The 16,179-nt window shown below is 52.6% G+C and carries 14 protein-coding genes; 8 read left to right on the forward strand and 6 right to left on the reverse strand.

Going from position 1 to position 16,179, the window contains the following annotated elements; genetic code table 11:
* Positions 1-193 precede the first annotated feature (193 nt).
* The 5 genes from ACRRUX_RS17310 to ACRRUX_RS17330 all read left to right on the forward strand — a co-directional run bounded on the left by ACRRUX_RS17310 (position 194) and on the right by ACRRUX_RS17330 (position 7,575).
* A complete protein-coding gene (locus tag ACRRUX_RS17310) occupies positions 194-2,761 on the forward strand; it encodes a penicillin-binding protein 1A (RefSeq protein WP_432532636.1) in 2,568 nt (855 codons plus the stop codon).
* A gap of 72 nt (positions 2,762-2,833) precedes the next feature.
* Entirely contained in the window at positions 2,834-3,763 is a 930-nt protein-coding gene (locus tag ACRRUX_RS17315) for a calcium/sodium antiporter (protein WP_432532764.1), read from the forward strand.
* A 263-nt stretch (positions 3,764-4,026) separates the two neighbouring features.
* Positions 4,027-6,117: an ATP-dependent DNA helicase RecG gene (recG, locus tag ACRRUX_RS17320; protein WP_432532638.1), complete on the forward strand. Its 2,091-nt coding sequence runs from the start codon at positions 4,027-4,029 to the stop codon at positions 6,115-6,117.
* A gap of 134 nt (positions 6,118-6,251) precedes the next feature.
* Positions 6,252-7,127, forward strand: a complete 876-nt coding sequence (locus ACRRUX_RS17325) for a DUF3014 domain-containing protein (RefSeq protein ID WP_432532640.1) — start codon at positions 6,252-6,254, stop codon at positions 7,125-7,127.
* A 130-nt stretch (positions 7,128-7,257) separates the two neighbouring features.
* A complete protein-coding gene (locus ACRRUX_RS17330) occupies positions 7,258-7,575 on the forward strand; it encodes a rhodanese-like domain-containing protein (protein WP_432532642.1) in 318 nt (105 codons plus the stop codon).
* A 121-nt stretch (positions 7,576-7,696) separates the two neighbouring features.
* On the opposite strand, the gene ACRRUX_RS17335 is transcribed toward ACRRUX_RS17330, so the two are convergent.
* The 5 genes from ACRRUX_RS17335 to ACRRUX_RS17355 all read right to left on the reverse strand — a co-directional run bounded on the left by ACRRUX_RS17335 (position 7,697) and on the right by ACRRUX_RS17355 (position 11,299).
* Entirely contained in the window at positions 7,697-8,299 is a 603-nt protein-coding gene (locus ACRRUX_RS17335; RefSeq protein WP_432532644.1) for an FMN-dependent NADH-azoreductase, read from the reverse strand.
* Between the two features lie 236 nt (positions 8,300-8,535).
* Complete coding sequence (locus tag ACRRUX_RS17340) at positions 8,536-8,991, reverse strand: YiiD C-terminal domain-containing protein (RefSeq protein WP_432532646.1); 456 nt, start codon at positions 8,989-8,991, stop codon at positions 8,536-8,538.
* 11 nt (positions 8,992-9,002) lie between these two features.
* Positions 9,003-9,440 (reverse strand): D-aminoacyl-tRNA deacylase, encoded by a 438-nt coding sequence (gene dtd / locus ACRRUX_RS17345; protein ID WP_432532766.1) that lies wholly within the window; start codon positions 9,438-9,440, stop codon positions 9,003-9,005.
* A gap of 55 nt (positions 9,441-9,495) precedes the next feature.
* The gene (locus ACRRUX_RS17350; RefSeq protein ID WP_432532648.1) at positions 9,496-10,431 is read right to left on the reverse strand and encodes an alpha/beta fold hydrolase; all 936 of its coding nucleotides are present in this window, start codon (positions 10,429-10,431) and stop codon (positions 9,496-9,498) included.
* The gene (locus ACRRUX_RS17355; protein WP_432532768.1) at positions 10,421-11,299 is read right to left on the reverse strand and encodes a virulence factor BrkB family protein; all 879 of its coding nucleotides are present in this window, start codon (positions 11,297-11,299) and stop codon (positions 10,421-10,423) included. The genes ACRRUX_RS17350 and ACRRUX_RS17355 overlap by 11 nt, the downstream gene beginning before the upstream one ends.
* Before the next feature lie 89 nt (positions 11,300-11,388).
* Between ACRRUX_RS17355 and ACRRUX_RS17360 the strand changes: the two genes are divergently transcribed.
* The 3 genes from ACRRUX_RS17360 (at position 11,389) to ACRRUX_RS17370 (ending at position 13,701) form a co-directional block, all read left to right on the forward strand.
* On the forward strand, positions 11,389-11,613 hold the full coding sequence (locus ACRRUX_RS17360) for a hypothetical protein (RefSeq protein WP_432532650.1): 225 nt from the start codon (positions 11,389-11,391) through the stop codon (positions 11,611-11,613).
* A 3-nt stretch (positions 11,614-11,616) separates the two neighbouring features.
* Entirely contained in the window at positions 11,617-12,267 is a 651-nt protein-coding gene (locus tag ACRRUX_RS17365) for a DUF2959 domain-containing protein (protein ID WP_432532770.1), read from the forward strand.
* Between the two features lie 216 nt (positions 12,268-12,483).
* A complete protein-coding gene (locus ACRRUX_RS17370; protein WP_432532652.1) occupies positions 12,484-13,701 on the forward strand; it encodes a 4Fe-4S binding protein in 1,218 nt (405 codons plus the stop codon).
* 372 nt (positions 13,702-14,073) lie between these two features.
* On the opposite strand, the gene typA is transcribed toward ACRRUX_RS17370, so the two are convergent.
* Entirely contained in the window at positions 14,074-15,885 is a 1,812-nt protein-coding gene (gene typA / locus ACRRUX_RS17375) for a translational GTPase TypA (RefSeq protein ID WP_432532654.1), read from the reverse strand.
* Between the last annotated feature and the right edge of the window lie 294 nt (positions 15,886-16,179).

Raw genomic sequence — 16,179 nt, forward strand, 5'->3', positions numbered from 1 at the left:
GTCCTTTGCCAACTCAGTTATTTTTATTAGCCCAGCTTTGCTAGAGTAGCACAATTATCATAGGTTATAACCATTTGAATCAAATGTTACCACCTTTACTTTCAAGCGTTTTGGTTAACCGGCTATTTTGCTTCACGACAACCAGCGTGCCCGATATAATTACTGGCTTTAAAATTCTCAACGGGAAAATGCAGTGAAGTGGATAAAACGTGCCTTAATCGCTCTGTTTGCGCTGGCCCTTCTGGCTATAGGTGCGATTGTGGCTGCCTATCTGTATGTCAAACCGGATCTGCCTGACGTAGCGGCATTAAAAACAGTAAAGCTGCAAACACCTTTGCGGGTATTCAGTCAGGACGGCAAACTGATTTCCCAGTTTGGCGAAAAACGTCGTATTCCGGTGTCTCTGGACGAAGTTCCCAAGCCGCTGATCCAGGCTATTCTGGCTACGGAAGACTCCAGATTCTATGAACACCATGGTATTGACCCCATAGGTATTATTCGTGCTGCCGTAGTACTGGCCACCACGGGTCAGAAACGTCAGGGCGCCAGTACCATCACCATGCAGGTAGCCCGTAATTTCTTCCTCACCCGCGATAAAACTTATATCCGGAAAGTTAAAGAGATCTTTATCGCCCTGCACATTGAACAGCTGCTGAGCAAGGATGAAATCCTTGAGCTGTACATCAACCGCATCTATTTGGGTCAGCGTGCCTATGGTTTCGGCGCAGCCGCTCAGGTCTATTATGGCAAGACACTGAAAGAACTCACATTGGCCCAGCAGGCCATGTTGGCTGGCTTGCCCAAGGCGCCTTCGTCGATGAACCCCATTACCTCACCGGTTCGGGCGGAAAGTCGCCGTAATGTAGTGTTGATGCGGATGCAGGAAGTCGGCTTTATTACTCAGGCAGAATACCGGGAGGCGATTGACTCCCCCATTACCGCCCGTTATCACGGTGCGGAAATCGATCTGTATGCCCCTTATATCTCAGAGATGGTACGGGATTATATGGTGCAGAAATATGGGGAAGAGGAAGCCTATACCGGTGGTTATGACGTTTACACCACGATAGATTCCCGTTTGCAGCAGCTGGCGCAAAAAGCGCTGCGCAACAATGTATATGCCTATGATGAACGTCATGGCTATCGGGGGCCAGCAGCGGTGCTGTGGACTGGCAAGCGTCCTGATGACGCCACCATTTTAACTGAACTGGCTAAAGTGGAATCGGTCAATGAACTCGAACCTGCAGCCGTTGTGAAAGTTGATAATCAGCAGGCGGAAGTGATGCTGGCCAATGGCAGCACGTTGACCTTGCCCTGGGCGGGGTTAAATTGGGCCCGCAGCTTTATCACTGACATGAAGCAGGGACCACTGCCAAAAACCGCGGATCAAATTGTTAAAGTCGGAGAGCGTATCTGGGTTCGCCAAAATGGCGATATCTGGCAGTTGGCTCAGATACCTGAGGTTTCCAGCGCCGTAGTATCGCTCGATCCCCACGATGGTGCCGTTCGGACGCTGGTTGGTGGATTCAGCTTCAAGCAAAGTCAGTACAATCGTATTACTCAGGCCAAGCGTCAATTGGGCTCCAACATCAAGCCTTTCATCTACGCTGCAGCGCTGGAGAGAGACTACACGCTGGCGACCATTATCAATAATGCGCCAATCAATGAGCCCGATATCAGTCAGGGCATCGCCTGGCGTCCGAAGAACTCTCCCAACGTTTATGGGGGGCCAACCCGCCTGCGTATTGGTCTGGCGCAATCGATCAACGTGATGTCAGTGCGAACTATGCGTCATGTGGGACTGGACAACACCATCAGCAAACTGGAGCAATTTGGCTTCGATGCCGCCGATCTGCCACGCAACGAATCTATCGCTCTGGGCTCAGCCTCAGTAACACCTATGCAGGTTGCGGCAGCCTTTGGGGTATTTGCCAACGGTGGATATCTGGTAGAGCCTTATTACATTGATCGGGTTCAGGATGCAGAGGGCAAGGTCATTGAGAAGTCTCATCCGACACTGGCCTGCAAACCTGTAGCTGACAAGAGTGAAAATGCACAGTTGACCCAAGCCGGCGTGGTTGCCGGTGAGTCCGAAGCTCTGGCACAGCATGAATCAGAAATCACTCAGCTGGAGCAGGAAACCACGGCACTGGCCTCATGCGATGCGCCGGACAGCCGTCATGCCAAACAGGTCATTTCTGAACAAAATGCCTTCCTGATCACCGATACCCTTAAAAGCGTCATTTGGGGTGGCGGTAACTGGAGTAAAGGTACCGGCTGGAATGGCACAGCCTGGCGCGCGGCCCGGGTGATCAAACGCCACGATATCGCCGGTAAGACAGGTACCACCAACGAGTCTCGTGATACCTGGTTCAGCGGATATACACCGGATCTGGTGACAACCTTCTGGGTTGGTTTTGACGATCACAGCCGTGAGCTGGGACGTACCACCTGGCGGGAAAATGGTCCAAAAGATCAAATATCCGGAGCCGAATCCGGTGCTAAAACCGCCGGTCCGGGATGGAATGAGTTTATGCGAGACGCTCTGGAAGGTACGCCTGAGCATCAGATCACACCACCCGAAGGGATTATTTCGGTGAGAATTGATCGGGCTACCGGTAAGCTGACCCACAAAACAGACTATACCTCCCGGTTTGAGTATTTTGTCGATGGCACTCAACCCAGAGATTATGCCACTGAACATCAACCGGATACGGAACTGTTCAACGATACGCCGGTATCAGACGATCTGTTCCAATAAACACTTCCACCCCGACCCTATGTCGGGGTGGTTGCTTCAACCCTAATATTTATCGAGTGTATGTAAATCATGATGATGACAATGCTGGCCATAGTCGGTGGCTTTATTATTCTGACCGTTGGTGCTGAATCACTGGTACGTGGTGCCAGTGCCGTGGCGCTGCGTCTGGGGATTACCCCCCTGGTTATCGGTCTGACTATCGTTGCCTTCGGTACCAGCGCCCCTGAACTGGCGGTCAGCCTCAAGTCAGCTCTGGCCGGTAACTCCGGCATTGCCTTGGGCAACGTCATCGGCTCCAACATTGCCAACATAGGCCTTATTCTGGCGCTGACCGCACTGATCCGCCCAATCCAGGTACAGTCGCAAATGGTGAAACGCGATATTCCGCTGATGATTATCGCCAGTCTGGTTTTCTGGTTCATGCTGTTCGATGGAGAACTGGGCTTTGTCGATGGACTGATTCTGGTGATTGCGCTGTTAAGCTACCTCACTTTCAGCTATATGAGTTCCAAAAACAGTGATGAAGAGCTGGATGTCGATACCACACCCCAGCATCCGGCGCTGTCAGCCCTGTTTATCATTGCCGGTATTGCCATGTTGATTGGTGGCGGTGTGCTGTTTGTCGATGGTGCGGTTGAACTGGCTAAAGCATTCGGCGTCAGCGAAGTGGTAATTGGTCTCACCATAGTGGCCATTGGTACCAGTATGCCTGAACTGGTGACCTCTGTAGTGGCGGCCATGAAAGGGGAAAGCGATATCGCTATTGGTAACGTCGTCGGCTCTAACCTGTTCAACATTCTGGGGATCCTTGGTATCACCGCATTGGTGCAACCGGTATCTTCAGCCGGACTGGAAAACTTTGATTTCACTGTGATGCTGGCGTTGGCAGTGGTGCTGCTGCCATTTGCCTGGACCGGTCTGCGTATCGGTCGCCGCGAAGGTGCCGTCATGTTAGCCGCCTATCTTGGTTATATTGGCTATCTGGTGGTCAATGCTGCGTAATACCAATTTCATTTAATCGTTGATCTGTTTCAGCGGGAGCTCAATGCGCTTGAGGTAAGTTCATTGAATCAGAATCCCTGACACGTGCTGAATTAATCAAACGATTAATGAGGTTGGTATAAACGATAAACCAAATGAAACGGGCGCCCTGGCGCCCGTTTTTTATATACCGCGACGGAATTGACTCTCCTTCGGGCTGTGATGGCTTTTACGCCATTGCCTTGAGCCCAGTGTCTGATAGTATATGTATAAATTCACAGTAATTGAGTGCTAACGCCTTGCAGCGGCTGGATCTTATCCCCATTACAGAACTCAAAGGTGTCGCCGCCAAAATGGCTGAGCGACTGGCCAAGCTGGGTATCCACACAGTTCAGGATGTGCTGTTTCATCTGCCTGCGCGTTATGAAGATCGCACCCGCATTTTCCCGATTGCCGATTTAATCCCCGGCAGCTATGCCACCGTTGAAGCACAAATCCAGTCGACCCAGATAATCAACGGTCGCAAGCGCATGCTGATCTGCAATGTGCGTGATGATTCCGGCGCCCTGACCCTGCGTTTTTTTAATTTCTCCATGGCGCAGCGTAACGGTCTGCAAACCGGTATGACAATTCGTGCTTATGGCGAAATCCGTACCGGCATGCATCAGTTGGAAATCATCCACCCGGAATACAAACTGACCCAGCCCGGAGACTCACCGGTACTGCAGGAGACTCTCACTCCCGTCTACCCCACTACCGAGGGCGTTAAGCAGGCTGGCTGGATAAAACTCACGGATCAGGCCCTCTCGATGCTCAGCGACGATAATCTGCAGGAGCTGTTGCCGCCAGCGCTGCAACCCGGTGGCATCAGCCTGGCTGACGCCATTCGTTTGCTGCACCGGCCTCCGGTGGATATTTCTGTGTTTCAACTGGAGCAGGGGCAACATCCGGCACAGCTGCGACTGGTGCAGGAAGAGCTGCTGGCCCACAACCTGTCCATGCTCAAGCTGCGTCAGCGCAGTAATCAGGACAAAGCCGTTGTACTGCGGGCCACAGGCCAATTGCTCACCCCATTTCTGGCGTCGTTACCCTTCAAACCGACCAACGCCCAGCAAAGGGTAGTGAAGGACATCACCACAGATATTGAAAAGCCAACGCCCATGATGCGACTGGTGCAGGGCGATGTGGGATCTGGTAAAACCCTGGTCGCCGCCATGGCCGCGCTGCAGGCAATTGAAAGCGGCTATCAGGTCGCCATGATGGCGCCAACCGAGCTGCTGGCCGAGCAGCACGCCACCAATTTTCAACAATGGTTTGAGCCTTTGGGTATTCACGTCGGCTGGCTGGCGGGCAAACTCAAGGGCAAGGCCAGAACTCAGGCACTGGAAGACATCGCTTCAGGTCATGCGGCCATGGTGGTGGGCACTCATGCCATTTTTCAGGAACAGGTGAACTTTCACAAACTGGCACTGATCATCATTGATGAACAACACAGATTTGGTGTTCATCAGCGACTTGGGCTCAGGGAAAAAGGCGCCAGTCAGGGATTCCAGCCACACCAGCTGATCATGACCGCCACACCTATTCCCAGAACCCTGGCGATGACGGCCTATGCCGACCTTGACACGTCGGTGATCGATGAGTTGCCGCCGGGCCGCACCCCAGTTACGACTGTCGCGATTGCCGACTCCCGTCGCCAGGAAGTGATCGAGCGGGTCAGGCAGGCGGCGCTGAATGATAACCGCCAAGCCTATTGGGTCTGCACCCTGATTGAAGAGTCCGAGGTGTTGGAGTGTCAGGCGGCAGAGGATACAGCTGCGGAGCTGAAGTTGGCGCTGCCGCAACTGCAGATAGGCCTGGTGCACGGGCGCATGAAAGCGGCTGACAAGCAGGCTGTCATGGATGAATTCAAAGCCGGTAAATTGAACCTTTTGGTGGCAACCACTGTCATTGAAGTAGGGGTAGATGTACCCAATGCCAGTTTGATGATTATCGAAAACCCGGAACGACTGGGTCTGGCACAACTGCATCAATTACGGGGTCGGGTCGGCCGGGGCGCGGTGGCCAGCCACTGCGTTCTGCTGTACAAACCACCGCTGTCCGTCACCGCCACCAAGCGTCTGGGCGTACTGCGCCAGAGCAACGACGGCTTTGTGATCGCCCAGCAGGATCTGGAGATCCGCGGACCGGGTGAAGTGCTGGGTACCAAGCAAACCGGTATTGCCGATATGAAAATTGCTGATCTGGTCAGGGATCAAGCGCTTATCCCGCATATACAGAAACTCGCACGGCATGTGATGGAACAGGCACCGGACAATGTCGACGCCATCATCTATCGCTGGCTCGGTGACAGGGAACAATTCGTTCAGGCGTAATAGTGCAGATTAATTGCCGTTAGCCCTGGTAGGCATCCCTGGGGAATTTTGGCAGAATGAAATCCCGCAGTTTGCGTGTTTTCAGTTTATTACCTGTGATGGCCTGCGGCCGACACAACAGCTAAGGAAGTAACATGCAAGTCAATAATGAAGACAGATTGGCCCCGCAGGAGAAATCCTCTGGCACCAATGGCGTCGCGATTATCGCAATAATCCTGGTGCTGCTGCTCTCGGGCGGCGCGTATTTCTATTTCAGCAAAGACTCGGCTCCCGAGCCGGAAATTACGGTAGAGGAAATCACCCTGCCGGAGCAGGCTCCACCAGAGCCACTGCCGGTGGCAGAAGCGGTACCAGAGCCAGAACCAACGCCGGTGCCCCATCCCCAGCCAGAACCTCAGACGCCGGCTGCACCGGCGAGCGAGCCGCTGCCCAGTCTGAATGACAGTGATACTTTTATTGAAGACAAAACCCTGAAATTGGCTGATGGCATGGATATCAGCAAGTTGCTGGTTACCCAGAATATGGCACGCCAGTTTGTGGTGTTTGTCGACAATCTGGCTCAGGGGGAACTGGCCAGAAAAGTCAGCCCGCTCAAGGGCCCAAGCCAGATATTCACCGTCACTGATATCACTGACAAGACATATCTGAATCCGGACAGTTACCACAGATACGATGTGTATGCCGATTTTCTTTCCAGTCTGGATGAACAGCAATTGGTCGCCACTTATGACAAACTGCAACCACTGCTGAATGAAGCGTTCGACGAGCTGGGATATCAGAATACCGACTTCAACGAGCGGGTGACTCAGGCTATCGACCAGATGCTGGCAGCACCTGTGATCGAAGATCCCATTGAACTGAATACCATCAGTGTTAACTATCAATTTGTGGACCCTGAACTGGAGGCACTGCCTGCAGCTCAGAAACTGATGATCCGCATGGGACCGGAAAACAGCCGTAAAGTCAAAGCGGTATTAAAGAAGCTCAAGGCACAGCTGACGGCCCAGTAACAGACTGACTTTGCCTGAAAGGAGCCTTGGGCTCCTTTTTTTTGGTCAAATTTCGGCTTGAACCCAACAATTCATTAGAATAATCTAATCAAAAATCACAACACTGTATCCAACAATGAAGGAGTGAGATATGCAATCCATACCTCCCGTTGAAGTCGAGCTGACCAGTCCGGCAACATGTAGACAATGGGTCGGCAATCAATGTCAGATTATCGATGTCAGAGGAGAAGCGGAGTTTGCAATGGCCCACTATCCGGGTGCCTGCAATATTCCCCTAGATCAACTGGCCGACTGGGCCCGGCAAATCACTGACAAATCAACACCACGGATCTTCTATTGCGGCAAAGGTATTCGTGCACAGATGGCAATCAATCTGCTCAGGGAGCAGGGTTTTACTCAGTTGGCCAACGGCGGCTCACTGGAGCAGCTAAAGGCGACTCTGGCCTGACAGAAAGAAAAAACGCTGCCCGATTACTCGGGCAGCGTGTAGAGCCAAGGTTCAGAATTAATGTAACACTAACTTTGAACAGGGTTGATGATGGTATAAATGGCTCTGAAACCAAAAAGGCTTAATCAGCCTGATTGATGAGGGCTTCCAGCTCGTTTGCAGCCTGCTTCATGCTGGCCTTTGCCTGTTCCCCATCCATGTTTAATGCTTCGGCATAAACGACATCAATATCGTTAATACCTATAAAATTCAATACAGTCTTCAGGTAGGGCACAACATGATCCGTCGCCGCTCCCTGATGGATCCCGCCCCGGGTCGTCACCAGGATGACGTTCTTGCCCTGAATGAGCCCCTGCGGACCTGTATCTGTGTAGCGAAATGTCACGCCTGCACGACAGATAAGGTCTATCCAGCTTTTCAGTTGTACAGGTACGCCAAAGTTGTACATGGGCGCAGCTATCACCAAAGTATTGTGCCCCTGGATTTCAGCAATCAATTCATCCGACAATACCAGCGCCTCGCGTTGACGCTCACTGAGCGAATCTCCGCCCCGCAATCCCATCACCAATTCGCCATCAAGCACTGGCAAAGGGCTGGCAACCAGATCCCGGACCGTCACACTGACGCCTTTATCATGGTACAAAGATTCGGCATGATTCAGCAACTGGCCAGACTGCGACCAATCTCCCAAAATGCTTGATTTTACGAACAATACTTCTGACATACCTGGCTCCAATCTGGCTCATTTGATGATTTAGGCCAGTCTATTGTCAGTCTGTGCAGAATAAAATTACCAATATTGCAATCTAATGTTCGTATAAAAAGAATCGTTGTTCCCCAAAAAACAATCTGCCACAGACTTCTTATGCCTGGAAAATTGTTCACGGAACAGTCAGGAGCCCACTGTGGATGCAGAGGTTATCAGAAACAATAAATCAACACCATACAAACAGTTGCACATCAAATGTTGACTATGGGGAGGCTGACATAGATCCCCCGGAACTGAGCACAGGGGATACCTTCACAGCTAAGTGAAATCTGCAGCTCCTGCTTGAGTTTCTGACCTCGCCGCAATTTGCCGACATCGATATTGTCAAATCTCACAGACGCCACAGGCGCGCTGACAATAGGCGCCAGATAGCGGATATCTGCTCGGCCAAGAACGATATCCCCCTCAACATCTCCCAGTTGCTGTGCCAGCCAAACAGCCCCCCAGCCGGTCAGGGTACACAGGGTATAAATACTGCCGGCAAACATGGATTGGTGAAGATTGATATTCGGCTCTAGCGGCGCAGACACCGACAGCACGCCATTGTCGGCATCCACTGGCTGCAACTGCATAAACCGGCTCACCGGGATAGTCTGATGCCAGGTATGAGCCAGCTCGTTCAGCAGTGTTTGAATATCCTTATCCATATTTAATGCCTTCAAACCTGTAGATGGAAAGTCACCGGGCCGTCGTTGAGCAGCTCAACCTTCATGTCTGCCGCAAATTGACCGGTTTCAACCTGCATCCCCTGCGCCCGGCAATACCCGACAAATTCAAGATACAAGCTCTCTGCCAATGCGGGAGTACCCGCTCCGGAAAAGCTGGGACGAAGCCCCCGGCTGGTGTCTGCCGCCAGCGTGAACTGGGAAACCACCAACAGACTGCCGCCAGCCTGGCTGACGTTCAGATTCATCTTGCCAGCCTCATCACTGAACACCCGGTATTTCATTACCTTGTCGGCAAGCTTTCGCAGTTTTTCCGAATCGTCACCCTGCTCTACCCCAAGCAGTACCAACAGCCCTGTCCCTATGGCACCGATAACCTGATGCTCCACAGTCACACTGGCGCGGGATACCCGCTGAATTAACGCTATCACTGACCTTTCCTCGTTGGCAAAACCGCCGCCATTACCGGCACCGGAAAAACGGGGATCATAATGGGTCACATCGACCTGCGCCAGCCATCTGCTCAATCGCCATCTTCACCGCGGCAAACATGCGCGGATCGGCCAGTGAATGATGAGACGCCGGTACAACCCGCAATGTCAGATTGGCGGGGAAAGGTTGCAAACCACGTTTGAGCAAGGTCGCCGGACATACCCAATCATTCTCGCCCTGCAGAATGTCACAGCGAACAGCCAGGTTCCCAAGCATACTTTGCCAGCGGGAAAGGCCATCGAAGTAATGATGAATGGCATAATGGAGCTGAATGGCCGCCATCGCCAGAGTACGTCGGGTCGACTCCCAGTGCAGCTGGTTACCGGGCATGGAGAGCTCCGCCTCCCAGCTTATCCAGCGGCGCAGCGCGGCATCCCGCCGCTCTGCATCATTGCCATGTAAATCCCGGCCGAAGCTGGCCAGCAACTCAGATAATCTGGGCTGCAATTTACCGGAAAACCTATGATAAGCATCCGGAAACAGCAGCGCAGCACCATGTTCACCGTACAGCCAGTTAACTCCGGCCGCCGAGGGAATAAACACCCCCCACAGCAACGCATGAACAACCCGCCCTGGGAATTGACCGGCATACAGCAACCCCAGTGTTGCGCCGAAAGAGCCCCCGGCGATATACCACCGGTCAACGCCAAGGTGACCTCTTACCCGCTCTATATCTGCCAGCAGCGTGTCAAAATCATTATCACAGACACAACCCGACGGCGTGGATAAACCGGCACCGCGCTGATCCAACATGATCACCTGCCATACAGACAGATCCCAAAGCGAAATATCCGATGGCAGGCAGCCACTCCCGGGGCCACCATGCAGCCACAGCACAGGTTTGCCATTGGGGTTGCCATAGCGGGCCAGATGCAGCCTATGGCCATCCCCTACAGCAAGCCATTCACGGCTGACGGCATCAGGCATCATCGGTCACATCCTGGCGGTGTAACAAACTGTGCTCAAACTCCGGCAGTGCAGCCGTTATCACAGCACCCAGCAATACCACAATCCAGGACAGGTAAACCCAAACAAACAAAATCGGAATAGTTGCCAGCGCGCCGTAAATCGCCTCATAGCTGGGGAACTGAGTAACGTACAGCGCAAAGCCACGCTTGGTCAGCTCAAACAACAGGGCTGCGATAATGGCGCCCAGCAGTGCGTGCCAGAACTTCACCTGTTTGTTGGGCACAACCATATAGAGCAGCAAAAATGCTGCGATTGAAAACAGCAGCGGCAAACGCTCAACCAGCAGCGACACCAGGCCTGACAGGTGGGCGTCATGGAAGATCTGCAGTGATATCACGTAGGAGGTCGCAACCAGACTGGCCCCCATCAACACCGGCCCCAGTGTCAGCACCATCCAGTACATAGAAAAGGACACCACTGCCCGGCGCTTCTCCTTCACCCGCCATATCTTGTTGAGCGCCTGATCGATGGCAGAGATCAACATAATCGCCACCACCACCAGTGCGGCAATACCGACTGCAGTACCTTTGGACGCATTGCCGACAAACTGATTAATGTACTGCTGCACTGTCTCGCCAGCGGCCGGCAGAAAATTGTTGTAGATAAATGCCTCTATTTGGGTACGGATACCTTTGAACACCGGGAATGCTGACAGCATCGACATTGTCACCGCCACCATAGGCACCAGCGACAACAGGGTGACATAGGCCAGATGGCCCGCCCTGATATTAATTTGATCCTCTGCCAGACGCGCTTTCAGGTGCAGAATAAACTGCCAGCAGGTTATGGCTACGCCTTTAAGGTGGGCGATATCTATCTTGTTTTTCACGACTTTGTCTTGATTCGTTAGCTTCATGGACGATATCTTCGTACCATACCGCCCACAACAGCTTGTTTACAAGTGTGAGGATACTATCCATGTCACAACAAGGATCTGCCGGCAACGTTATTGCCGCCATTGCCAGCTTTTTTATCCCGGGTCTGGGACAACTGGTGCAGGGACGCATTCTGCCTGCGTTGCTGTTTTGTCTGTTTGCTTTCGGTGGCTATGCCCTTTGGTGGTTGATTATTCCCGCCATCATTGGGGGTATCGCCCATCTGTGGAGTATTATTGACGCCGCCCGCTATTCACCCCAGGACTGAATGATGAAAAAAATACTGACCATAGTACTGACGGCATCGGTACTGACATTGACCGGTTGCCAAAGCGCTTATTACAGCGCCATGGAAAAAGTCGGCTACCACAAACGGGATATCATGGTTGACCGGGTCGAGGCAGCCAAAGAGTCTCAGGAAGAGGCCAAAGAGCAATTCAGCTCGGCACTGGCAGAGATGCAGGCGCTGCTGAACCATGATGGTGGCGATCTGCAAAGTGCCTACGAAAAGGCCCGGGATGAATACGAATCTGCCCAAACGGCAGCAGACAACGTCAGCGACAGGATCAACAAGGTAGAAGATGTTGCCCAGGCTCTGTTTGAAGAGTGGCAACAGGAAATCGGTGAAATCAGCAAAGCCAGTCTGCGCCGATCCAGCGAAACCAAGCTGCGCGATACCCGCCGCAACTACGAGCAACTGGTGCGTACCATGCGCCGTTCAGAGGCTAAAATGCAACCTGTGCTCACCGCCATGAAAGACAACATGCTGTACCTCAAACATAATCTGAATGCCCAGGCCATCGGCGCCATCAAGGGTGAATTCAGCAGCCTGCAAACAGATATTTCCGGGCTGATTAAAGAAATGAACAAGTCCATTGACGAGTCCAACAAATTCATCTCGGCGCTCGACAGCAAGTCCTGAGCCCTGCTCGGAGCAACCATGACCGTCGCCTGATGGTCGTGGCTGCTGCCATCAAAAGTTCCATGTCCAAAGTTGCATCGCAACTTTTACCTTGATCTAACTTCTGGCAATAACAGGCTTTAAAACAAGATCTTTCCCACACTTCATTAAAGGCGTAAAAACCTTATCCCGGTTAAAGCGTCACAATGGCATGATTCCTTTTCCATTGTATTTTCCATGACACTGATTGAATCCCTGACATTGATGCTGGCGCTTGTTTATATCGCCGGACAACTCTTCTGGAGCGGCCATAAATATGGTGCCCTGGTCACCGGGGCCAGCCTGCTTGTCGCCACTGTCATCGCCATGCAGCCGCACCTGTTTGTCGCCCTGTTGATTGCCCTGCTCACCCTGATGGCATTGAAATTTGCCAGGCCGCAGCTGTTTGCCAGCGAGATTAGGATCAATCCACTCAGATTCTGGATCCAGCACCTGCTGGCTCTGTCTATTCTGCTGTCGGCGGTGCACTACACCATCTACCACCTGTTGCTGCAGCATTACGGGCAGGTCGACTGGATAGCCCGTCCCAATATTCTGGATGCATTCCTGCCGATTGCCGGTGGCATCGAAGTTCGGGCCATCAGCCAATATGGTTATTTTGACCGGGAACATCCGGCCGCAGCGGTAATGCTCGGCGCAGTATTACTCAGCGGATTGCTGTGCAAGCGCGCCTTTTGTGGCTGGGCCTGTCCTCTGGGATTAGCGGGAGAGTATATCCACAAACTGCGGGTCAAATTACTGCCCGGTGAATATGAGCCGCCCAAGTGGCTGGACTGGCCGCTGCGCATGGTCAAATACCTGCTGCTGGCCTTCCTGGTTTACGTCGTCATCGGCATGCCGGTGCAGATGTTGCCTATGTATCTTGGCGGTGAGTATCACAAAGTTGCCGATCTAAAAATGGCACACTTCTTCGTCTCTCCCGGTACAGTCACGCTGATCTGTTTTGGTGTCATACTGTCGCTGGCAGCCTGGCGACGTCAGGCATTCTGCCGTTATCTGTGCCCTTACGGGGCGGCGCTTGGTCTGCTTAGCCTGCTCAGTCCCTTAAAAATTCGTCGTAATGAGAACCAGTGCATCAAGAAGCTCAAAGGCATTCCCTGCAGCAAATGCACCAGAGCCTGCCCGGTCGGCATCAAGGTCGATGAACTGACCACAGTGCACAGTGACGAGTGTCAGGCCTGTTTGCGTTGCGTCGCGGCCTGCCCACGTAAAGAGGCGCTGGCACTGAGCCTGCCATCTGGACAACGACTGTCCCACCGTGGACTGGCAATCATGCTGCTGGTGATCCTGTTTGCCCTGCCGATGCTGGCCTATTTGCTGGGATACTGGGAAAGTCAGACGCCAGCCGAGTTGCGACTGTATTTGATGCAGCATCTGGATAAGATTGGTATCTGACGCTGATCCGTGTAACAAATTAAAGGCAGTATAATGATGTTGGCAATGTGAGCGTAAAGCACATTGCCAGCGGCTTTACTGATGGCTCCCAAAGGCGACAACACGGGCAACGGTATAACAAAGAGATGGCAGGCATCCTTGTTATTCCAGCAAAGGGTTACAGACAGCGTTCCTGAGGGCGGAAAGGGCCTTTCTACCGCGACCGCTTTACCCTTCCAGGCAAACTGCCAGCCTCGTTGCGCTGTCGTTTTCCTCGCCCGGAGATAATTTGAAAGTGATCCGGCCCAATGTATGGTCAGCGATTGTCCAGTTTATGAAGGTATAAAAAAACCCGCTTATTCAGCGGGTTTTTATTTAACTGGCTAACAACTATCAGGCGCGTGAAGCACGCTTACGATCGTTTTCAGTCAGGTGGCGCTTACGCACACGAATGCTCTTGGGCGTGACTTCAACCAGTTCGTCATCATCGATGAATTCCAGCGCCTGCTCCAGGGTCATCAGGATAGGTGGCGTCAGAACCTGAGCTTCGTCGGTACCGGAAGCACGCATGTTGGTCAGCTGCTTACCTTTCAGACAGTTTACAGTCAGGTCGTTAGAGCGGCTGTGAATACCGATTACCTGGCCTTCATAAACTTCAGTGGCGTGGCCAATCATCAGACGACCGCGATCCTGCAGACCGTACAGAGCGAACGTCAGTGCCTTACCGGTCGCGTTAGAGATCAGTACACCATTGGTACGCTGACCGATGTCACCGCCCTTGTATGGACCATAGTGATCGAAGCTGTGGTACATCAGACCGGTACCGGAAGTCGCAGTCATGAACTCAGTCTGGAAACCAATCAAACCACGGCTAGGAATGATGAAGTCGATACGCACACGACCTTTACCATCCAGCTGCATGTCTTTCATGTCAGCCTTACGGGTACCCAGACGCTCGATCACACCACCCTGGTGCTCTTCTTCCACGTCAACGGTCAGGGTTTCGTATGGCTCGCACTTTTCGCCATCGATTTCCTTGATGATCACTTCTGGACGGGATACCGCCAGCTCATAACCTTCACGACGCATGTTTTCGATCAGGATAGACAGGTGCAGTTCACCACGACCGGATACGCGGAAACGATCAGGGCTTTCGGTTTCTTCAACGCGCAAAGCCACGTTGTGTACCAGTTCCTGCTCCAGACGCTCAAGAATGTTACGTGAAGTCACGTACTTACCTTCTTTACCAGCGAACGGAGAAGTGTTCACCTGGAAGGTCATGGTCATAGTTGGCTCGTCAACAGACAGCGGAGGCAGGGCTTCAACCGCACCGGCAGCACAGATGGTGTCGGAGATCTTCAGCTCACCCAGACCGGTAATGGCCACGATATCACCAGCCTGCGCTTCACCCACTTCGTGGCGATCCAGACCCATGTAACCCAGTACCTGGCCAACTTTACCGTTACGGGTTTTGCCATCAGCACCAACAATGGTCACCTGCTGGTTGGTCTTTACGCTGCCGCGCTTGATACGACCAACACCGATAACACCTACGTAAGAGTTGTAGTCCAGCTGAGAGATCTGCATCTGGAACGCGCCCTCAGCATCGGCATCAGGTGGAGATACCTGATCAACGATGGTTTGGAACAGTGGTGTCATGTTATCGCTGTGCTCATCCGGATCCAGAGACGCGAAACCGTTCAGCGCAGAGGCGTAAACAATTGGGAAATCCAGCTGCTCATCGGTGGCACCCAGGTTGTCGAACAGATCAAATACCTGATCGATAACCCAATCTGGGCGTGCACCCGGACGGTCAATCTTGTTGATAACCACGATAGGCTTCAGACCCTGAGCAAAGGCTTTTTGGGTTACGAAGCGGGTCTGTGGCATTGGGCCGTCCTGCGCATCAACCAGCAGCAGTACAGAGTCAACCATAGACAGAACACGTTCTACTTCACCACCGAAGTCAGCGTGTCCGGGAGTGTCTACGATGTTAATGCGGTAGTCATTCCATTTGATGGCGGTGTTTTTGGCCAGAATCGTGATGCCACGTTCTTTTTCCAGATCGTTGGAGTCCATCACCCGCTCAGTCGCTTCGCCACGGGTTGCCAGGGTGCCTGACTGCGCCAGCAGCTTGTCAACCAGGGTCGTCTTACCATGGTCAACGTGCGCGATAATCGCGATGTTTCTTAATTTTTCCAGCACGGATAAACCTCTTACCATCAATAAATTGGATTTCGTCTAAACTCGCTGACGAGCAAGTCAAGACAAAGGGGGCGACTGCCGCCCAAAGGGGCCACAGTCGTAAAAAGTGGGGTATTCTACTCCACCAGCGCATTGTCGCACAGGATTATTTTTTGCACATTTCAATTGTGCACAAATTAACCAGTTTTCATGCATTGCCTCAGCGCACTAATTTGGTTCACCCATAGGTCATTGCACCAAACCAAAGCAAGCGCAGCACCAACATGGTGCAACCGGCGTTAAAGCTGGTGCAAC

The sequence above is a fragment of the Shewanella sp. GXUN23E genome, from assembly GCF_050865035.1.
Taxonomy (GTDB): Bacteria; Pseudomonadota; Gammaproteobacteria; order Enterobacterales; family Shewanellaceae; genus Shewanella.